Genomic DNA, 21168 nt, shown 5'->3' on the forward strand with positions numbered 1-21168 from the left:
TAAACACAGTAAACAACGGTACGTATTAGCACCATTACTCTTTATTCAAGCTCTTCGATTAATGCTTGCATCTCACCGATTTCGCGCTTTTGCGCTTTGATGATGTCATCTGCCAATTGACGAACACGTGGGTCATCGATATCGGCGCGTTCACTGGTCAAAATAGCGATAGAATGGTGCGGTATCATCGCCTGCATCCAATCCACCTGATCGACGGTTTGCTGTGAGCGTACGCCCCATAAGCCAAAGGCAAATAGCACGATACCAAGACCATAAATCATCAAATTGACTTTGGTTTTTTTGTACATATTACCCATAAAGGCGAGCATGATGACCGCCATCATCGCGCCCATATATAGCGCCATATAAGCACGCGTCTCACTAAAGTACACATGATCCCATTTATAGGTATTAAAATACATCATGATATACATGACGATGGTCGAGGTCAGAATCATCAGACCAAATTTGACATAAGGATTCATTTTTTGCTTATGGTTCATATCGTTGTTCATGCGATTACTCCTTTTTTATAGTTATATGGTTAAGCCAATTTAAAATTGATCTATAGTTGCTTAATCAAACCATTAATATACTTATTAAATTTTGCTAAATAATAACTTAACAAAAAAGCACCTTCTAAAAGGTGCTTGTTTAGTCGTTAACACGTTAGTAATAGTATCAAGGTTCATACTAACGTTAATCTCAGCACTCTAAATAATGAGATATTTGTGCATTTAGAACTAGGAACCTAGAACCAAAATTTTACCCCTGCGGTGACGCTACTGGTATCAACATCTTCGTTGTTTTGGCGACGTAAGTCTCTTGCATCTGATAATGCTGTCTCGTAGCTAAAGCCTGCATACGGAGAGAGCTGACGACTGAGCATTTCATAAGTGAGCCGAACTTCAGTTTCTAACTCATTAAAGCCTTTGGTAATGTTATTGTCAGTATCACCCTTGCTAAATACCTTTAACCCAGCTTCTGGGATTACCACCCAATGCTGGTCTAAGCGCCACTCATATTCTGCACCAAGATCGAGCTGGACTTGACCATCAGTATAGACATAGGCTCTAGCATCCGTCTCAATAAAGTAAGGCGCTGTGCCGACGATACCCGCCATTAATGCCGCTTTGTCGTTTTCGGTATTATAAGCGGCGCCGGCTTCACCATTCCAAAAGGTACCGAGCGGCTGCCAATAAGCAAGCGAGCTTAGACTATCGATTTCTTTGTCATCTTTAGTCGCGGCGTGACCTTCAGTACGTAATCGGAGACGCCTACTATCATCACCATACCAACCCTCTATCTCAAAGTTAATTTGATCGTCTTCGAACTGATAGCCTAAATCATCTACCGATATGCCCCAAGTAGGCAAACTACCCATCATCACAGGCTTACCATACTCGCCATAGCCCACGCCGTTTGAATAATCAGGGCTACGCGCATCAGCAGGCGGCTCGCCGCCTTGCATACCCGACATATCCATATCACCATGATCCATACCTGACATGTTCATGCTGCTATGATCCATACCTGACATGTTCATGCTGCTATGATCCATACCTGACATGTTCATGCTGCTATGATCCATGCCTGACATATCCATACTGCTATGGTCCATATTCGACACGTCCATACTGCTGTGATCCATGCTTGACATGTCCATTTCGGCTGCTACTAAGGGTGACGCTAGCAATGCGAATGATGATAAGCCAATGAATAGCAGACTTTTTTTAATTGTTTTCATAATAAACTCACATTCCACAATTCATTAAACGACAGCAACTTCTCTAAACATGCCGGTTTCCATGTGATAAAGCAGATGGCAATGCCAAGCCCAGCGTCCTGCCTCGCCCGTCACATCAAAACTCACCTTTTGCGCAGGATGTACTAAGATAGTATGCTTGCGTACTTGAAAGTCGCCATTAGGCGCACGCAAATCACTCCACATACCGTGCAGATGCATCGGGTGGCTCATCATGGTGTCATTGACTAAGGTAATACGCACGCGCTCGCCCGGTTTGATATTGACAGGCGGCGCATCCTTAAACATAATGCCATCGAGCGCCCATATATAGCGCTCCATATTACCCGTTAGATGAATTTCAACCTCGCGATTCGGTTTGCGCTGTTCGCTCATGATCTCGTTGCCAACAGAACGCAGCTGGCTATACGTCAGCACCTCTCTATCGATGTTACGCAGATTAATCCCAGGATCATCGAGATTCATGCGCGGACTATCGACGCGCATATCGGTCTTAAAGTCATACTCGGTCTTGGCATGGTGTGCGTCATAACCCTTGTCGCCCATAGCCCCCATCATATCGGCCATGGTGAGCCACTCGATGCCATCCATCTGAGGCGTGGCAGCGCGCGCGCCTTTGCGAGTGGCTAAGGTTGCGGTCACATAATCGGTACGATCGATGTTTTGCGCAAAGATAATATGGGCGTCTTTAGTTGGCGTGACGATGACATCATAAGTCTCAGCGACGCCAATGCGAAAATCATCGACCTCGACAGGTGCAACATCATTACCATCAGTACCAACGACTTTTATCTTAAGACCCGGTATGCGCACATCAAATATCGTCTGCGCAGAAGCATTGATAAAGCGTAGTTTGACCGGCTGCCATGCTTTGACCAGCTGCACCCAATTAGCGGCAGTGGTTTTACCATTGATAAGATAAGTAAAAGTCGTTTCCCCCGATAAATCACTAAAATCAGTCGGCATCATACGCATCTGATTCCACATTTTGCGCTTATCAAAAGCGGCCTCTATATCGGTGGCAGCGATATCGGATAACAGCTTTTTAAAATCGGGTAGATGATAATTATCAAAGTCAGCGCGCTGTTTGAGTAGTTTGAGTAACGTATGCGGATCACGGTGCGTCCAATCACTGAGCAAAATAACATGATCTTCTGCCACCGGATAGCGCTCCGCCGCTTTTGGCTCGATGACGATCGCGCCGCGCATACCCGTTTGCTCCTGAAAGCCTGTATGCGAGTGATACCAATAAGTCCCTGATTGTTTGAGTTTGAATTTATAAGTAAAAGTGCTATTGGCGGGTATACCATCGAAGCTGATACCCGGCACACCGTCCATCTCAAAAGGTACGAGCAGACCATGCCAATGAATAGAAGTCAGCTCATTCATCTGATTGTGCACGCGGATGATGACCGTATCGCCCTCTTGCATCTTCAGCGTTGGCGCCGGCAAGGAATCATTAATCAGCGTCGCTATACTCGACTTACCATTGACGATAACAGGCTTTTTGCTGATATACAGATCGAACTCATCACCCGACAAGATAGGCACTTTATGATCAGGTCTATCGCTATTAATGATCGCCTTGCTTTGCGAGCCCACAAGCGCACTATTTGCCATCGTTGGCAGGCTTGATAGCATAGACGCCCCTACCAAGGCGGACGATCCCGTCAAAAAGCTACGGCGGTTGAGCGTATTTTTATTATTCATAATATGACTCGTAATAAGGAATTAATAAATACTAAAATCTCTAAAAACGCTTCAAACTATAGTTGCTGCTGCGGCGACTCAACTTGTGCATAAACCGTGCTGCTACCGTCTTTGTTAATTTGCATGATTTGATACGGATCAAATCTGTTTTGATACTCCATACCTGGACTGCCCATAGGCATGCCAGGTACGGCAAGGCCAATCGCCTCGCTTGGCGGATTTTTTAGGAACTGTGCCACATATTTGGCCGGGACATGACCTTCAAACACATAGCCATCACTCGTCACCGCAGTATGACAGGAGCGCATATTATCAGGCACGCCGTAGCGCTGTTTAAATACCGCCAAATCGCTGACATCTTGCCCGTTTGCCGTCATACCATGATTCTCGGCATGACCGATCCACTCTTTACAGCAGCCACAATTGGCATCTTTGTAGACGGTGGCCGAGACGTTTTGTAAAATGGTGGATGACGGCTGTAGGTCTGATGCCTTTGTGTTTGACGCTGGGCTTATAGTCTCTACTGGTACTTGTGTGCTCGCCGTCGTTTGCTTATCAGCCGCATCGACATCTGGCTGACTACAAGCCATCAGCCCAACGCTCGTCGTCAATAAAACAACGCCACCCAACCACTTATGGTCTGTATTAAACATCATGTTTTTATCCTTTTTTATCCCATTGTCTTGTATCAGATAATACTGTAGAGCGGGCGGCCTTTTACTAAGTCAACAGCCGTTATAAATGCAGCGGCCGCCGATGCCGTTCATAGCCTATATACTAGCGACCCCATTCTGACCGGCAGATGACATGCAGATGACAATCCTGTCATCTTTGCCACCATCGATGTTCATAGCAAACAGAATCCTTTAGTATGGCCTTATGCTATGAACCTAATCTGCAAGGTGGAATGATGAAGGTATTACTGGTAGAAGACGAGATCAAACTTGGCGAGTATATAAAAAAGGGTCTGAGCGAAGCCGGTTTTATCGTTGAGCATCAAGCGACAGGCCTCGATGGCTATCATGCACTCATGACCGATGAGTATAGCGTGGTGCTGATGGATGTCATGTTGCCTGATATCAGCGGCTTTGAGCTGATACGCAATTATCGCGCTGCCGGTAAGCAGACGCCTGTGCTGTTTTTGACCGCAAAAGACGAGTTAAGCGATAGAGTCAAAGGCATCGAGATCGGTGGCGATGATTATCTGACCAAACCTTTTGCCTTTGCCGAGCTGATCGTGCGTATAAAAAGCCTCTTGCGCCGCGCCAATCAAGCGGACTATAACAGCACGATATTACAGATAGCAGACCTACAGATGGATATCGCCAAGCGCACTGTGCATAGAGGCGATACAGTCATTAAGCTGACGGCCAAAGAGTTTGCTTTGTTGCAGTTTTTATTAGAGCGCCGAGGTGAGGTGCTCCCGCGCTCTGTCATCGCCTCACAAGTATGGGACATGAATTTTGATAGTGATACCAATGTCATCGATGTGGCCATCAGACGCCTACGGCTCAAAATCGATGATGACTATGAGACCAAGCTGATTCACACCGTGCGCGGTATGGGATATCGCTTAGATGCGGCAGATACTGCCATAGCAGAGACGGATAACGCGCGATGAAATACCGCTTTGATAATCGGCGCTTACCACTATTATGGCGTACGATTTTTTTATTGACGATCGTTGTCGTCATCTCCCAAATCGTTATTTATATTTGGGTACAACGCTCGGTCAGCGGCCACTTTGAGCAAATGGACTCAGAGATCATCACACATGCTGCCTTTAATTTGCGCAAACGTGCCGATTATTTCAATGAACGCACGACGGCGACTTTGCCATTGTCCTCTACGCCTTCAGCGCCACTTTATCCTGATGACCTGCACGCCTCATGGTCAGACTATAATCTAAAAATCCTAGTGATTGACAGACAAGGGCATCGACTGTCCAGTGCGCCAAGTGGTTTTAGCCATGAGCTGCCTGCGGACTTTGACCTTTGGTCATTGTGGCAAACGCATCGCGAGCAGCAATTTGTCACCAAAATCAACGACCGAAACTACCGCGCGTTGCTCATCAAAGACGAGCAGATCCTTGCCTTGATTGCCTTACCAATCGATGTCCATCATCAGTACCTTTTACAGTTCAATCGTCAGCTAAGCCTGATTTTACTTGCGATTACGTTGTTACTGGTTTCTGTTGCGGCCCTGAGTGTCTATTGGGGATTTGCGCCTTTATCCACCATTGTACAAAAGATGCAAGGCATCAATCCAGAGCGCTTGGATGAAAGAGTGAGCGTCAGTGACATGCCGCGCGAGCTACGGCCTTTGGCCGAGTCTTACAACCTAATGATGAGTAAACTTGAGGGTAATTTTGCTTCATTACTGCGGTTTTCGGACAATATTGCCCACGAGCTGCGCACACCACTGGCCACCCTTGGCACACAGACCCAAGTCATGCTGAGTAAGACCCGAGATACGGAAGAGTACATCGAGCAGCTACACCATCAGCACGACACACTCCAGCAGCTATCAAGCCTCATCAATAATATGCTGCTGCTTGCCAAAACCCAAAAAGGGCTAAATAACTCACAGCTTGCGCCAGTAAATACTGAGGAGTTGATCATAAAACTACTGGATTATTTTGAGTTGATAGCCGAAGACCGCCACTTACTCTTTAAAAGAACAGGCAGTTTTGAGGTGGTATTGGGCGATGAAGGTCTGCTACAAAGACTGTTTGCCAACCTTATGTCAAACGCTATACATTACGCCGCCAATGACAGCGTCATTAGCGTCGACGCTGCCATCGAAGACCCATCAGAGCTGCAACCTACCAAACCCTCTAGCATCAGTACAGCTCATCGGTCAGCGCTCATTATCACCATTACCAATCGCATGGCGCAGCCTATCAGTCAAGCAGAAGCAGACAAGCTGTTCGAGCGCTTTCATCGTCATCATACCACTACCAACATGCATGCTGGATCGGGGCTGGGGCTATCTATCGTACAAGCCATCGCCCAAGCCCATGACGGTACTGTCAGCATTCGCATCAGAGATCATGAGTACTTTGCCGTGAGTGTTAAGCTGTATCTGGCGCAAGTATAGTGGAGTCCAAATACATCAGCTATGGATACTTGTCTTTTACCAACAGTTTTTACAGACACAAAAAAACCTCAAACAATCTAATGTTTGAGGCGAAACTTGCTTAAACTTGAGAGTTTAAATTCGTTTTAAATATGGCGCAGCGGACGGGACTCGAACCCGCGACCCCCGGCGTGACAGTCTAAGACCAACAAAATATATTAAATATCCTTCGCTATAAACTGCGCATGATGCTTACGATTGATGAGGACGTAATCAGGGGCTATACAAGTCTGTCCAGCATTTAGGGTTTTTCCTGTCATAATTCTATTGACGGCACTCTCTAAGTCGGCCTCTTCGAGTACAATCACGGGTGACTTATCTCCAAGCTCAAGCGTAACATGGGTTAGGTTTGGCGCTGCTGCCATGATTTTTTTACCGACTTCTGTAGAACCAGTATAAATAAGGTGGTCAAAAGGCAACTGGCTAAACGCCACCGCAATATCTACATCGCCGACCACGACACTAACCATGTCAGCCAAAAAATACTGACTCACCGCTTCAGCAAACGCTTGCGCAAACTGCGGCGCGGCTTCACTCATTTTTACCATGACACGATTCCCAGCTGTCAGCGCGTCTATCATAGGTCCAATCGCTAAGTATAATGGATAGTTCCAAGGGACCATTACACCGACCACTCCTAATGGTTGAGGTTCAATCTCATTGCGGGCAGGTAGATAGACTGCTGAGATAGGTGCTTTTCTTGTTTTCATCCAAGACTTGCCATGTTTTTTAGCATGACTGATGCTGGTAAAACTTGAGAATAGCTCGGCAAACTTGGTTTCGCCTTCACTACGCTGGCCAAAGTCTGCGTTAATAGCCTGAGTCAGTTTGTATTTATTCTCGCTCAACAACTTCTCAAGAGTATCCAGCTGCGACTTTCTGGTCGTCCAGTCGAGTATCGGCTGAGTGCGACTTAGTGCTTGTAATGTTGCAAACTACGTTTGTAGTTGCTCTTTATTAGTAATGATAGAAGGTGATTTGCTCATTGAAGCGCTGGTGTCAGCTTCAGGTTGGGTACTATTCATTTCTTTGTCTTTGAAATATCTTTTATAGTGTGAGCCTATTAAGATGCTAGATAAGCATACTTAATAGGCTCTTATTTCTCTTACTATTCTGGAAGTACGATACCAAAAGAAGGATCTGGCGTCTCAAATAAGCTAAAAAAGGTTAGCAAGTCGTTCTGGTTGCCCTCTACGCTTGAGTCTGCCGAGGTCAACATTTCTTTAAACCCAGCTTTCCCAATTAGCAAGTCGACGAATAAAGGCTGCGTTAGATTTAGTGTGGTTTTCACTTCTTTTTTTGAGGGATTTGAGCCATCAAGCAGTCGATAATGTAAAACCGAGTTTTCAATCCACAGCAGATAGTTTTCGTTTATATCAGTGAAGTTGATCTGCAGGTTGGTGTTGAGGCCGTTCGCCTCTTCAGACTTTAAGCGAACAGACAGCGCATCAAAAAAGTTCGAAACTGGCGTCTGTAAGAATACATCTCGCATCACAGACATATCAACGCCTACGTCAGGTGTTCCCTCGCGCAGCTCTTTCGCGCCAGTTAAGTAGCTATCACGCCATGGACCAGATTCTGCTTGATAGCCTAGCTGTTCATATGTTTTGGCTAATAGCTCTCTGGCAGACATATTATCGGGATCATCAAACACTAAATGGTTTAGAATTTCTGCCGCCCATCTATAATTACCAGTATCAAATGCAGACTGAGCTTGCGTCATAACGCTTTGACTGCCTCCAGCGAGTTTGACGTAAGCAGAAGCACGTTGTGGGTCTGGCAATGGGTCTAGATGGGCAGGGTTAGAGTCATACCAGCCAATGTAGTTTTGGTAGACTGCGCGCGCATTGTGTTTGACTGTGCCGTAATACTCACGATTGGAAAACTCAGATGCCAAGCTTGGCGGTAGTTTGAGGTCTTCAGCGATCTCACCGGGTGTCATACCTTTATTGATACGACGTAAGCTTTGATCGTGGATGAACTTATACATATCTCGTTGCTGCTTGAGGAAAGTTTGGATTTTTTCTTTGCCCCACATTGGCCAATGATGGCTGGCAAAGTAGTACTCTGCATCACCAAACTCATTGCGAGCTTCTTCAATATAATTACTCCATTGCAGAGCGTCCCTTACCTTAGCGCCTCGTAAAGTATAAAGGTTATGCATATTACGAGAGACCAACTCTGCCCCAGCTAAAGCTTTGTATTTCGGAAGATAAAAGGTGAACTCTGCAGGGGCCTCTGTTCCAGGTGTGTATTGAAACTGGAAGTCGACACCATCAATCTCTAAATTGGTAGGGGTTTTCTCAATTAAAGTATTTGGCTCGACGATGCTGAACTGACCATAGGCTGGGCCTTTACCTAAGCCACTACCAATATGTCCATATTGGTTGCGGGGCAAATCTTTGCCATACATATATGACGAGCGACGCAGCATTGCTGTACCAGCCAGAATGTTTTCGCTGGTAGCTTCTTCCATAAACCCGAGTGGCGCGATTACAGGAATGTTATTTTTTTCAATCTCTTCTTGAGAAATAATTCCTAAAGTGCCGCCAAAATGATCCATATGACTATGGGTAAGAAGGACTGCGCTGATACTCTTAGGCATATCTGGATAACGTTCTACAAGATGTTTCATAGCAAAATCATAAGCATATTTTGCCGTCTCTTTTGAGGTTAAAGGATCGACGACAATCCAGCCTGTATCACCTTTAATCAACGTCATGTTTGACAAGTCAAAACCACGCAGTTGATAAATACCGGGTCTGAATTCAAACAGCCCTTTGATATTATTAAGCTTAGCTTGTCTCCAAAGACTAGGGTTCACCGAATTGGGTGCTTCACCCTTAATAAAGTTGTACTCTTTAGTATCCCATACGTATTTTGTAGGATCTGCTATCGATGGTATCTGCAAATCTTCAGGGCTAGCGATGAGACCACGGATCGCCTCTTCAAAGTCTCTTGGGTCGTCTAAGTCTAGCTGACTGACTGACGCTGCATTTGCGGCAATCGTTGTCGTAGTAGCTGCTTTGTTATTACTCACTTGAGCTGTTGAGGTCGTGCAAGCGGCAAGTAGCATACTACTTACTAGCAATAGCAAACGGCCAGGATTAGTTGATGTAAATTTGACTGTAGTTGAGTTTTGCATAGTGGTATTCCTTACCATAATAGATCCATTATTGTCGTTGACAAGATTGTTGTCAGTTTAAACGGCTTTGTACCTTATCGTTTAGATAAGCCTTTGCAGGTTTTGCTAAATCTTTGCCATTCCTTGTGTTTGAGCGTTTAGTTTGTGAAGGTTTGCTGCGTCAGTATGGTTCATAGCCTGATTTAGAACGTGGCGCTCAGCTTTTATTTCATGAGCGACTTTTTCTGCAATCGCTATCGTTGGAGCGTTAGTATTGGCACTATTGAGCGTTGGCATAATAGAGGCATCTACCACGCGAAGTCCGACAACACCCCTAACCTTGAGGTCCAAGTCCACTACGGATTCAGCGTCCGAGCCCATTCTACAGGTACCGACTGGATGATAAATCGTATCTGACTTATTACGGATATAACCTAACAAGCCATCTTTTTTTAAGAAGGGCGCTGCGTAATCTTCAGTAATATATTTCGCCATTGGTTGCTCTTGCATGATGTCACGTGTACGCTGCGCACCTGCCATCATCATCTCAATATCTTTTGGATGATCTAAATAGTTAGGATCGATTAGTAGGGCTGCACTAGGGTCAGCAGAGGCTAGCTTTACAGTGCCGCGGCTTTCAGGTCGTAGATAACAGCTATGAACAGATATCGCATAACCCCATTTAACTTGACGCCCATGATCTATCACTCTAGATATAACAAAATGAAGCTGGGTATCAGGCCAATCATTAGGGGTTGCTTTGGTAGCACTAAAGAACGCTGCACCTTCAGCGAAGTTGGTCGATAATAACCCAGTCCCATCTCTTCTCCAGTCACTTACACCTTTTATAAGGTTCAGACCAGCGGTAAAGCCTACGCCAAACACATCTTTTGTATTGACCTCATAGTCAAAAACTACATCGAGGTGATCTTGTAGGTTTTCTCCTACATTTGGGGCATCATAAACAACGGTAATGCCATGTTGCTCAAGTTCCTGTTTAGGACCAATACCTGATAGTTTTAGAATTTTTGGCGAGCCGAAAGCTCCCGCACACAAAATGACTTCTGCATTGGCTTTAATAGTGTTTTCTTGGTTATTCTTAACATAAACCATGCCTGATGCGATACCGTTCTCAATCAGAACACGAGATGCAAGTGCACTTGTGACAATCGTTAAGTTTGGTCTATCTTCTATAGGGTGGAGGTAAGCGGCGGCAGCCGAACAACGCTGGCCTTGTTTTTCACCATGAAAATGAGTGACTTGATACAGACCCGCTCCATCTTGCTTATTGCCATTGAAATCGTCATTTCTATCTAAACCATTGGTGACACAAGCATCGATGAAAGCAGAAGTAATAGGTCGAGGACTTAGAGGGTCAGCAACATGTAAGGGTCCGCTATCTCCATGAAACTCATCTTCACCGCGAACATTATTTTCAGCTTTTTTAAAAAAAGGTAATAACGCTTCAAAGTCCCAACCCTTACATCCTTCATCAGCCCAGCGATCATAATCTTTGGCACTGCCACGAGTATAAACCATAGCATTAATGGCTGATGAGCCACCTAAGCATTTGCCACGAGGTTGATAACCAATGCGATTATTTAGGTTTTTTTGCGGAATAGTATTTAGACACCAATTATTTATCTTAATCGGTTTATCTCTCATTTGTGCGATAACAGCTGCTGGCATACGCACAACTAAATCTTTGCCGTCACCGCCTGATTCTAAAAGACAGACTGTAGTTTTCGGGTCTTCACTTAAGCGACTTGCCAAGACAGACCCTGCTGATCCACCGCCAACGATAATATAATCAAATTCCATGATTAATATACTCCTTCCTTGTATTGTCCTAGCTAGTACTAGGCTTTTTTTGCTAAAGTGCTAAAGTTAGATAATTAATCTAACGGATAAAGCAGGTAAAATATTGATAAAACTCATTAATATCTTTTATTAGTATGCTTTTTTATGAACTATTATTACTTATAAGTGTCTTGATCATGATGCTAAAGACACTCTAAAAGGTGAACTATAGTTTTAAATTATATCAAGATAAACACAGAGTAAAACTATGGAACTCAATGAATATACGGTTCATAAAATGACAGCAATCTGTTATAGAAAAGCCGTAGCAACTTATCTGATACAGATAAATCGCTCGTCTGATATACCCAGAATAATGTCACAATTTAGTGATCTTGATGATTTTGAAGGCGATAGGATGCCACTCGCTGTCGTTACAAATGAGTTCAATTTGGCTACCTACTTCTTCCAAGATGATTACATAGGGTTAAAAGTTTTTAACTATATTGAAATCGAGTCTCTTCCTTTTTATAAAGGAATAAGCCAATGTATCAATCCTTTAATAAACGCTAATATCGATATCCCTCTTATTGTTCTCTGCCGCTTGATTTCGCGTTACTTCAGAGTAATGACTGAATCAATCGAGGTTCATTTATTTGAGAGAAAAGATTTAATCCGTCTTGAGTTCAATCCAAGCATGCCTGAACAGATTAATAAACATCAAATTGATGGTATTATTTTCTCTGTTTATAAAATCATATCGACATTTAACTCACTCAAACCTGTAGAACTCACTTTGGCACATCGTCAGTCTTCCCAAGGATTTGAACTATATAAACAGTTTTTAGGTGTTCCAGCAGAGATGTCTAAAACAATTAATAGTTTAACGTATCGGATTGATAGGGTTGATCACATTTACTACTCATCGGAACATGCAAAAAATACGATAGGAAGTACATTTTTTATCAATCCTTTGCACCATATGCTTGATAAAAACTTTACCCATACCAGCTATACGCAACGTTGCCAACATATACTCATAACAATCATGGGGCTAAATGAAGCAACTCGTGAACGAGTTGCTCAGGTGCTCAATATGAGTGTTAGTAGCTTGCAGAGACGCCTAAGAGAAGAAGGTACCTCTTTTAAAGCGTTGCTATTAGATGTTCGAAAAAAGTTAGCGCATAAGTACTTAATAGAGCAAGGGTTGTCAGCTACTGATACGGCATTCTTACTTGGCTATCATTCTAGCAGCCAGTTTTTTGGTGCTTTTAAGAGTTGGTTTAAAATGACTCCAAAAGCCTATATAAAATATCAATCAGATCAACAAAATTTATAATAAAAAGGGTAAAATTATAAGAGTGAGACCCTGGTTACTTATAGTTAGTCTGTTAACTTTAACTTATGATTATTCTTAGTGATATATGTATTTAGGTCAAAGTAAATAAATTTTGTCTTAATTCGGGTCAAGCATCAGTAATGCTCAATAAGTTATTAAAAGAAGACAACACGTTTATTGCGCACGAAAGAGATTATTATCTTATTTAAAAATAAATTATTCATACATATAAACTTTGCTAGCGTTCAACTTACGCTTCAATCGGTCTTAGCTTAACGTATAGAAACGATATTAAGCCGTAATTTATAAAAATTGACTTACTTATTGGTGTGTATTTCGGGGTTGCACAAGGGGTGATGTCGCTAATTGATTATGCGCTTGGTTCTATTATGCTGGGTTGATTTTCTGAAGGGGCTGCTTGGATTGCCTTTGTCATACTGATAGTGCTTGGGATTAAAATGCTCTATGAGTCGCGTTCAGTGAACGATGACGATACTAAGATCAATTTAATTCATAAAACACTACTGTCATTAGCTATTGAGCTATGCTGAAGAAACCTTACAAGTAAACTTGGTAAACTAACGACTCAACGAAGAGTTTACCATGGCCAAGAAAGTAAGAACCTACAGTGACGAATTTAAAGCCGAAGCCGTAAAGAAGATAGCAGAGAACAACGGCAATATTTCAGCGACTGCAAAGCAGCTAGACATCGCCATGCAAACCTTATCGAACTGGCAGAACAAAGCTAACCAAGTTAAGCTTAAAGGGTCTGAACAATATGATCCACAGCTTATGGCCGTGATGGAAGAGAACAAACGCCTCAAACGACAGCTTAAAGTCGCTGAGGAGGAGCGCGAGATCTTAAAAAAGGTGACGGCGTACTTCGCCAAGCACAGCTAGTAAAGTACGCCTTTATCAAAGACAATCATTAGATATTTAGCACCACTACTATGTGCCATGTATTAATCATTAAGCCCTCAAGCTACTACGATTGGCTAAGTCGTGACATCAGCGAACAGCAGGTACACCGCAATCAGTGCGAGCTACTGGTTAAAGCCGCGCACAGTGAAACTAAAGAGCGCTATGGATATGAGCGACTACATGCAACGCTCACCGAACAAGGGCATGATATTAGTCTATACATGGTCAGAAACATCAAAGAAGAATTTGGCATCAAATGCTGTCGTCACAAGCGCTTTAAAGTCACCACTGACTCTAATCATAACAAACTGGTCTATCCAAACGTGCTCGATCAGAAGTTTGACACCAGTCGCCCTAATGAGTCTTGGGTTAGCGATATTACTTATATCTGGACAAACGAGGGCTGGCTGTACTTAGCAGGGGCCAAGGACTTATATACCGAAGAGCTGGTCGGCTATGCTATCAACAAACGCATGACCGCAGATTTGGTCTGTCGCGCATTGAACATGGCCATCAAGAACAAACGACCTGCCAAAAAACTAATAGTCCATTCTGACAGAGGCAGCCAGTATTGCAGCCATGCCTACCACAAGATCGTTAAGCAGCATCAATTTACAGGCTCAATGAGCGCTAAAGGTAATTGCTTCGACAATGCTCCGATAGAAAGCTTCTGGGGCACTTTAAAGAACGAGCTGGTATATCATCAGGATTATAAGACTAGATTTGCAGCGATCAACGATATTATTAGATACATCGAGTTGTACTACAACCAAACGAGAATTCAAAAGGGTTTAGGCTATAAATCGCCAAGGCAGGTGTGGTTTGACTACTATCGTCAAGCTGCGTAACTAAAATCTCCCAAGTTTAACTGTACGGATTTGACGGCAGAGGTCACCTTTGGAATGTTTTTATTTAGCAGAAAAATTGAGGTTGTGGGCAATACCATTTTGTATTGAAACTGACAAAGTGGTTATCGGTGAATGGGTAGAAAGGTTTCCGTCTTTACATCAAACTTAGTTTGAGGCTGATCCTTTAAGCTCCTGAACTTATCGATAAGCATAAAAATTGGCGATCAGTTACCGTCAGCAACTTTTAATAACCTTGGTCACGAAATGGTCACCGTTTGGTCACCGAGCACTTGGTCACCGACTTTCAAAAGGCAGAGTGCATGTATGCAGACTTATAGAAAATACATTATTAAAGAGTGGACTACTTCTTAAGGGTTGATAAAGAAAAAATAACCAACCCTTACGGATAAAGGCTTTAAGCAGAAATTCAGACACAAAAAAACCCCAAACAATGTAATGTTTGAGGCGAAACTTGCTTAAACTCATAAGTTTAAATTCGTTTTAAATATGGCGCAGCGGACGGGACTCGAACCCGCGACCCCCGGCGTGACAGGCCGGTATTCTAACCAACTGAACTACCGCTGCTTAGGTCGTCTTAGCATCTTGCCTTTATAAAAGGCTCACTTGCTAATAAGTGGTGGGTGATGACGGATTCGAACCGCCGACATTCTGCGTGTAAGGCAGACGCTCTACCAACTGAGCTAATCACCCTGAGCGAGGATATAACGAAGCACTGCTTCGTCCGAGCGCAAGAGAATTTACATTTTCGTAAATTCTAAAAGCTATACATCCAAACTAGGTATTACTGAATTTTCCTTAAAGGGAAAATTCTAGAAACCTTAACCCAAAACTGAGTTTAAGATTTCTTATATCCAGCTAATCAAGACTGTCACATATTAATTAACCTCTGACAGCTCAGAACCAATAAAGCCCCTTGCTGTGGGTGTGTATTATATAGATTTGGTGATGCCTGTCAAACAGTTTTCATCATTTTTAGTAATTTTTTTTGCTTTTTATAGTGACTTACTAGCAAGCAGCTGTTTTTATTAGCTTTATATTCAAAAAATATTTAGATAATTTGTTTCCTGCTTACTAGCTACCTCGTCTTAGTAATAGAAATTTATTTAGCAGCGGCCAGCGCTTTTTCAATATCAGCTTTAAGAGCCTCAGGCTTAGTGGTTGGTGCATAACGCTCAAGCACTTGCCCATCGCTACCTATCAAAAACTTAGTAAAGTTCCATTTGATACCATTAGTGAGCAGGCCACCTTTTTGCTCTTTAAGCCACTTAAAAATTGGATGGGCATCGCTACCATTGACATCGACTTTGGCCATCATCGGGAAGCTGACGCCGTAGTTTTTTTGACAAAAAGCGCCGATCTCTTCGTTACTACCGGGGTCTTGTCCGCCAAACTGATTACACGGAAAGCCAATGATGGTTAATTTTTGGTCTTTATACTGCTCATTTAGGACTTCAAGCCCCTCAAACTGCGGGGTAAAACCACATTTGCTCGCGGTATTAACCACTAGCAGCACTTGCCCCTCAAAGTCAGCAAAAGACTGCTCTGTGCCATCCATACGCTCAGCCGTAAAATCATAAATCGTACTCATTATTCATCCTTAATTAAATTGTCTTTTATTACGCTTCACCTATTTATAAAAAAACCTACTGATAAAAAAATAAGGGAGCCTTATTAGCTCCCCTACTATATCTTAAAGCCTGCGTGATAAGTAGCTCATACTGAATACCGCTTAATCTTCCGCTTTATCCAAATCAATAGACACCGAGTTGATGCAATAGCGCATACCCGTGGTCTCACGCGGCCCGTCAGGGAACACATGGCCTAAATGCGCGTCACAATTACTACAAGTCACTTCAGTACGGCGCATACCTAAAGAGTCGTCAACGTGCTCATCGATAGCAGCATTATCGATACCTTGATCAAAACTTGGCCAACCGCAGCCAGCATCGAACTTGCTCTCTGAATCAAACAATTTGGCACCGCAAGCTTTACAGCGATAGATGCCTTTATCATTAACGTCATTATAGACGCCAGTGAAAGGACGTTCGGTGCCCTTCTCGCGGATGACATGATACTCATCAGCACTTAAACGCTGTTTCCAGTCGTCTTCGGTTAACTGAGCGATCTCTTCTTTGGTAAGTTGGCTGTCTTGCATAGTCATTCCTTATTCTTGGTCTCTAGATTAAAAGTCGCTTGATTAAAATTTTGAGTCTTCAAAACTTTCTGCCCTATAAGATATGATGTTTATCACTTATTATTCAATGTATGGCTAGCCGCGATTACTAAAATCACACGTTAAAATTCGCTTATATTTTTGTAAGTATACAAACTACTTTTGCTTTGATTGATACTTACAACGAATCTTAAGTATTTGATATTAATTAATTTTATAAAGCACAGCTCTTTAAGCTTACGTAAGGGAGTAGAATCAAATCATAAATTGCAAGAATAACTTGCATAAACTTAGTATAGGCGACTTGCATTATTATTTTTAATGCAATAATATCTTGCATTAAGGTATTTTATAAAGTGTTAACAAGCTGAGGTCAAAACCATTATGAGTAAAATCCAAGCTGACTCCGCTCAAGACCAGCGCTTAGCACAAGCTGAGAGACTGGTACAACTTCGCCGTGACAAAGGTCTGACCGCCGAGCAATTAGCACAGGCGATGACCAATGCGGGCGCTAAAGTCAGTCGCGGCGCTATCTCTAACTGGGAGCGCGGTATTAACGGTATTGTCTCATCCAAGCTGCCTACGCTTGCCCATATCTTAGGCTGCACAGAAGGGTATCTGCTTCGTGGCGATAGTGTCCGTGAGACTTCTAGCAACAACAATAATACTATCCGCCAAAGTTCGAGTAAATCAGCGGCTACACCTCTACCTACTTCCTCAGCAGACACCAACCAAAACCCTAAATCCTCAAGCACTTATCTTAACAACATGGCTGATACTACTGTATATCAAGTCAAGGATGGTACTACTATGACCGAGCTCAAAAAATCTGAAAAACTACAAAACGTTTGCTATGACATTCGTGGCCCTTTATTAAAAACGGCTAATAAAATGGAAGCCGAAGGTCAACGCATTCTCAAACTCAACGTCGGTAACCCTGCCCCCTTTGGCTTAGAAGCGCCGCATGAGATCCTGCGTGATGTGGCGATGAATCTACCAGAAGCGACAGGGTACTCAGACTCACAGGGGATATTTTCGGCGCGTAAAGCAGTGTTGCAGTATTATCAGTCAAAAGGTTTGCTATCGGCAGTCGATGTACGTGATGTCTATCTAGGCAATGGGGTCTCAGAGCTGATTGTGATGACGATGCAGGCGCTGATGAATGATGGCGACGAGGTCCTCATCCCAATGCCTGACTATCCGCTATGGACAGCAGCAACTAACCTCTCAGGCGGTACTGCAGTACACTATCGCTGTAATGAAGATGACAACTGGCAGCCTGATATCGAAGATATTAAGTCCAAAATCACCAGCAAAACCAAAGGCATCGTCGTTATCAACCCGAATAACCCAACGGGGGCGCTATACTCTGATGAGAACTTGAAACAGATAATCGAAGTGGCTAAAGAGCATAATTTAATTATTATGGCGGATGAGATTTATGATCGAGTCTTATACGATGATGTGGAGCATAAGCCTATGAGCACGCTTACTGATGAGGTGTTAGTCCTATCTTATAATGGCTTGTCAAAATCGCACCGTATCGCAGGTTTTCGCGCCGGCTGGATGATGGTGTCTGGTAAAAAACAGCATGCTACTGACTTTATCGAAGGCTTAGATATGCTCGCCTCTATGCGTCTGTGCTCAAACGTACAAGGACAGTATGCCATTCAAACAGCGATGGGCGGCTATCAAAGCATGAAAGAGCTGACCTCAGAGAAGGGCCGTTTATTTAAGCAGCGCGAAATGGCTATATCGCGTCTCAATGCGATACCTGGTATCTCTTGTACTATGCCGCAAGGGGCGTTTTATTGCTTTCCTAAGATGGACCCTGAGATCTATCCTATCAAAGACGATATGGAGTTTATGATGGATCTGTTGATTGATGAAAAGGTGCTGATGGTACAAGGTACTGGTTTTAATTGGGATACGCCTGATCATTTTCGCTTAGTATTCTTACCTAATCTACATGATTTAGAGAACGCTATGGATCGCCTAGATCGCTTCTTTGCCAAAAAACGCCAGCAGTTCGGTACAGACCAGCAGTTTGATCCAGACAAGACAGATAATCAAGCGGCTGGCAATCAAGCTCTTGAGGTTTAAGTGAGTGACAAGAGCACTACATTAAACCCCAGCCACACTTTGTAATAGTAAAAAAGCTTATCGATGATAACCGATAAGCTTTTTTGGTTTTTTATAGTTGGTATTTTACTAACTAAAAATCTGATTCAGTACTAAGAAGCTAATAGCCGACAGCGTGGCGGCGACGGGTAGAGTGATAACCCACGCCAGTCCAATAGGCTTCATAAGCGCCCAATTGGTGTTTCTATTGACGATACCAATCCCCAATACCGCACCGACCAACGTATGCGTACTCGATACTGGCAGACCCATGGTCGAGGCGCCCATCACGACGGCAGCGGCGGCCAACTCTGCCGAAAAGCCAGAAGCGGGATGCATTTTTGCCAAATTGGTACCGACGGTTTGAATGACTTCTTTACCAATAAACCAAAGACCGACGATCAGCGCCACCCCAAACGTCAACATCACCGCTGGTGGCACTGCCGCTTGTGAGGCAATCTCATTGGTACGAATGACATCCATAATAGCCGCAAACGGGCCGACGGCGTTGGCAATGTCGTTTGAACCATGACTAAAGGCAAAAGCGGACGCCGTAAATACTTGCATCCAGCTAAACATAATAAAGGTCGCTTTGGTCAAATCCTCTTTATGCTTACCGCGGATACTTTTGGTATAGATAAAGGTGGCCAACCAGACCAAGGCAGCAATCATGCCCATGATTAAAAAACCTTGTAGCGTCGTCAGGCTATTATTGACGTTTTTAAGACCTTTAAACACCACCAAAGACGTCATAATCGCGCCGCCAAGCGCGGCAATCATCGGCACCCATTGCTTGAGTGCTTTTAGCGTATCTAGACTGCTACGCTCATTTTCGATCTCATACAGCTTTTTGTAATAGTCCGTTTCTAAATCTTCGACGACACAATCATCATCTTTGTAGATTTCTTGGTCGCGCAGCATCGCTGAGGTATAAGCCAGCTGCTCCGACTCGGTCAGACGCTCCAGATACTCTTTATGGTTTTGTTTTAAGACTTTTTTACTGGCTTTTAATTCACCAATATGAGCCTCGGTTCTATCATTATACTCGATGATGTTTTTCTTAATTTGACCGTACAATATATAGGCCAAGATACCGCCCAATAGAGGCGATAACACCCATGAAATGGCAATGGTGCCAACCGTGCCCCAATCGACTGTCGAGAGTGCCGTCGCGCTGCCACCCAAATCAAAGCCCAACACGATAGAGCTACCAACCACCCCGCCGATGATAGAGTGCGTGGTGGAAACCGGTAGACCTTTTTTGGTAGCGAATAATAACCAAAACGCGGCAGCAATTAAGGCGGAAAGCATGACATAGATGAACTGATTAGGACTCACCGACAAGCCATCTAAATCAACAATGCCTTTACGAATAGTATTGGTGACGCTGCCCCCTGCTAGCACCGCCCCTGACACCTCAAATATCGCGGCCACCCCCAAAGCTTGCGGAATGGTCAAGGTACCTGCGCCTACTGAGGTGCCAAAAGAGTTGGCGACGTCGTTACCACCGATATTGAATGCCATAAAGACACCAAAGGCAGTAGCAACGATAAACAACGTCGTTTGCTGACGCATCGTGTAGTCGAGACCCCACCATAAGAAGTAGCTGGTCATCACAATCAGTACAATAGCAAAAAATAAATTGATTCTCATAGAACCAACCGGCTTAGTTGATGCTGCAGAGTTGCTGCTAATACCCATAAAATGAGACGCCTTGAGTAAGATTAAAGAGACTTGCTAGTAATAATGATGTCACAATACACGCTGATATCATGCTCAGTTACGTGGTTGCGGCTTAACTTCATCGTGCTTGAATCTGGATAGAGCTACTCTATTGAATGTATAGCAATCCTTCTAAACTTGCCTGCCACAGGCTATAGACATACAATTAAGCCGCAAGTAACAGTCCGAATCAATTGATTAAGGCAGCTCGCGGCTTAGGTCACTAGCGGTTATCTACATCATAAATATCCGCTGACAAGTTTATTAGAATGGAACCATTAGAATTAGAACAAATCATTAAAATGCGACAATGAAATACCAAATAATAAATATAAAAGCTGTAAACATCGACGCACTAAAACACTGAGATACTGTATTTAGGACTGATCCTAGAAATTAAAGAATCATCAGCCCTTATTTGTGCGCCCATTATATTAAAAATTTAGCATTTATGCACATTGAAATTGCCAAAATTGTAACGACAGG

General features: G+C 43.4%; 14 protein-coding genes, 2 tRNA genes and 2 pseudogenes. 6 read left to right on the forward strand and 12 right to left on the reverse strand.

Annotated features, from left to right (window positions below; translation table 11 throughout):
• Positions 1–41 precede the first annotated feature (41 nt).
• From W234_RS0113045 to W234_RS0113060, 4 genes are all read right to left on the reverse strand, one after another.
• Positions 42–515 carry a DUF305 domain-containing protein gene (locus tag W234_RS0113045; RefSeq protein ID WP_025647267.1) on the reverse strand — a complete coding sequence of 158 codons (474 nt, stop codon included), beginning with the start codon at positions 513–515 and terminating at the stop codon, positions 42–44.
• 236 nt (positions 516–751) lie between these two features.
• Entirely contained in the window at positions 752–1747 is a 996-nt protein-coding gene (locus W234_RS0113050) for a copper resistance protein B (RefSeq protein WP_025647268.1), read from the reverse strand.
• 24 nt (positions 1748–1771) lie between these two features.
• On the reverse strand, positions 1772–3475 hold the full coding sequence (locus W234_RS0113055) for a copper resistance system multicopper oxidase (protein ID WP_025647269.1): 1704 nt from the start codon (positions 3473–3475) through the stop codon (positions 1772–1774).
• A gap of 56 nt (positions 3476–3531) precedes the next feature.
• Positions 3532–4128 (reverse strand): DUF411 domain-containing protein, encoded by a 597-nt coding sequence (locus W234_RS0113060; protein WP_413771585.1) that lies wholly within the window; start codon positions 4126–4128, stop codon positions 3532–3534.
• Positions 4129–4385: 257 nt separating this feature from the next.
• Here W234_RS0113060 and W234_RS0113065 point away from each other — a divergent pair, with 257 nt between their 5' ends.
• Positions 4386–5096: a heavy metal response regulator transcription factor gene (locus tag W234_RS0113065; RefSeq protein ID WP_025647271.1), complete on the forward strand. Its 711-nt coding sequence runs from the start codon at positions 4386–4388 to the stop codon at positions 5094–5096.
• Entirely contained in the window at positions 5093–6574 is a 1482-nt protein-coding gene (locus tag W234_RS0113070; RefSeq protein WP_025647272.1) for an ATP-binding protein, read from the forward strand. The genes W234_RS0113065 and W234_RS0113070 overlap by 4 nt, the downstream gene beginning before the upstream one ends.
• A 197-nt stretch (positions 6575–6771) precedes the next feature.
• On the opposite strand, the gene W234_RS14115 is transcribed toward W234_RS0113070, so the two are convergent.
• From W234_RS14115 to W234_RS0113085, 3 genes are all read right to left on the reverse strand, one after another.
• Positions 6772–7512: an aldehyde dehydrogenase family protein gene (locus W234_RS14115; RefSeq protein WP_227501917.1), complete on the reverse strand. Its 741-nt coding sequence runs from the start codon at positions 7510–7512 to the stop codon at positions 6772–6774.
• A 209-nt stretch (positions 7513–7721) separates the two neighbouring features.
• Positions 7722–9758, reverse strand: coding sequence for an alkyl/aryl-sulfatase (locus W234_RS0113080; RefSeq protein WP_025647273.1), 2037 nt, complete (start codon positions 9756–9758; stop codon positions 7722–7724).
• 105 nt (positions 9759–9863) lie between these two features.
• On the reverse strand, positions 9864–11558 hold the full coding sequence (locus W234_RS0113085) for a GMC family oxidoreductase (protein WP_025647276.1): 1695 nt from the start codon (positions 11556–11558) through the stop codon (positions 9864–9866).
• 247 nt (positions 11559–11805) lie between these two features.
• Between W234_RS0113085 and W234_RS0113090 the strand changes: the two genes are divergently transcribed.
• From W234_RS0113090 to W234_RS0113100, 3 genes and pseudogenes are all read left to right on the forward strand, one after another.
• Positions 11806–12876 (forward strand): helix-turn-helix transcriptional regulator, encoded by a 1071-nt coding sequence (locus tag W234_RS0113090; protein ID WP_025647278.1) that lies wholly within the window; start codon positions 11806–11808, stop codon positions 12874–12876.
• 260 nt (positions 12877–13136) lie between these two features.
• Positions 13137–13415 (forward strand): annotated as a pseudogene (locus tag W234_RS14925) (manganese efflux pump); the annotation flags it as partial.
• A 64-nt stretch (positions 13416–13479) separates the two neighbouring features.
• A pseudogene (locus tag W234_RS0113100) lies at positions 13480–14645 on the forward strand (IS3 family transposase).
• Between the two features lie 508 nt (positions 14646–15153).
• On the opposite strand, the gene W234_RS0113105 reads toward W234_RS0113100, so the two are convergent.
• From W234_RS0113105 to msrB, 4 genes are all read right to left on the reverse strand, one after another.
• Positions 15154–15230: transfer RNA gene (locus W234_RS0113105), tRNA-Asp, on the reverse strand.
• Between the two features lie 50 nt (positions 15231–15280).
• Positions 15281–15356: transfer RNA gene (locus W234_RS0113110), tRNA-Val, on the reverse strand.
• Positions 15357–15765: 409 nt separating this feature from the next.
• Complete coding sequence (locus tag W234_RS0113115; RefSeq protein ID WP_025647284.1) at positions 15766–16254, reverse strand: glutathione peroxidase; 489 nt, start codon at positions 16252–16254, stop codon at positions 15766–15768.
• Between the two features lie 141 nt (positions 16255–16395).
• Positions 16396–16821, reverse strand: a complete 426-nt coding sequence (msrB, locus tag W234_RS0113120) for a peptide-methionine (R)-S-oxide reductase MsrB (protein WP_025647286.1) — start codon at positions 16819–16821, stop codon at positions 16396–16398.
• Between the two features lie 402 nt (positions 16822–17223).
• On the opposite strand from msrB, the gene W234_RS0113125 reads away from it, so the two are divergent.
• The gene (locus tag W234_RS0113125; protein WP_025647288.1) at positions 17224–18942 is read left to right on the forward strand and encodes an aminotransferase class I/II-fold pyridoxal phosphate-dependent enzyme; all 1719 of its coding nucleotides are present in this window, start codon (positions 17224–17226) and stop codon (positions 18940–18942) included.
• 108 nt (positions 18943–19050) lie between these two features.
• Here the strand turns inward: W234_RS0113125 and W234_RS0113130 are convergent, their stop codons facing one another.
• On the reverse strand, positions 19051–20661 hold the full coding sequence (locus W234_RS0113130; protein ID WP_025647290.1) for an inorganic phosphate transporter: 1611 nt from the start codon (positions 20659–20661) through the stop codon (positions 19051–19053).
• Positions 20662–21168: the final 507 nt, after the last annotated feature.

Source organism: Psychrobacter sp. TB15 (assembly GCF_000511655.1).
GTDB lineage: Bacteria > Pseudomonadota > Gammaproteobacteria > Pseudomonadales > Moraxellaceae > Psychrobacter > Psychrobacter submarinus.

Excerpts from the sequence above, each read along its gene's own strand:
- W234_RS0113045 (WP_025647267.1), bottom strand. The coding sequence starts at position 515 with ATGAACAACGATATGAACCATAAGCAAAAAATGAATCCTTATGTCAAA.
- W234_RS0113050 (WP_025647268.1), bottom strand. The coding sequence starts at position 1,747 with ATGAAAACAATTAAAAAAAGTCTGCTATTCATTGGCTTATCATCATTC.
- W234_RS0113055 (WP_025647269.1), bottom strand. The coding sequence starts at position 3,475 with ATGAATAATAAAAATACGCTCAACCGCCGTAGCTTTTTGACGGGATCG.
- W234_RS0113060 (WP_413771585.1), bottom strand. The coding sequence starts at position 4,128 with ATGTTTAATACAGACCATAAGTGGTTGGGTGGCGTTGTTTTATTGACG.
- W234_RS0113065 (WP_025647271.1), top strand. The coding sequence starts at position 4,386 with ATGAAGGTATTACTGGTAGAAGACGAGATCAAACTTGGCGAGTATATA.
- W234_RS0113070 (WP_025647272.1), top strand. The coding sequence starts at position 5,093 with ATGAAATACCGCTTTGATAATCGGCGCTTACCACTATTATGGCGTACG.
- W234_RS0113080 (WP_025647273.1), bottom strand. The coding sequence starts at position 9,758 with ATGCAAAACTCAACTACAGTCAAATTTACATCAACTAATCCTGGCCGT.
- W234_RS0113085 (WP_025647276.1), bottom strand. The coding sequence starts at position 11,558 with ATGGAATTTGATTATATTATCGTTGGCGGTGGATCAGCAGGGTCTGTC.
- W234_RS0113090 (WP_025647278.1), top strand. The coding sequence starts at position 11,806 with ATGGAACTCAATGAATATACGGTTCATAAAATGACAGCAATCTGTTAT.
- W234_RS0113115 (WP_025647284.1), bottom strand. The coding sequence starts at position 16,254 with ATGAGTACGATTTATGATTTTACGGCTGAGCGTATGGATGGCACAGAG.
- msrB (WP_025647286.1), bottom strand. The coding sequence starts at position 16,821 with ATGCAAGACAGCCAACTTACCAAAGAAGAGATCGCTCAGTTAACCGAA.
- W234_RS0113125 (WP_025647288.1), top strand. The coding sequence starts at position 17,224 with ATGAGTAAAATCCAAGCTGACTCCGCTCAAGACCAGCGCTTAGCACAA.
- W234_RS0113130 (WP_025647290.1), bottom strand. The coding sequence starts at position 20,661 with ATGGGTATTAGCAGCAACTCTGCAGCATCAACTAAGCCGGTTGGTTCT.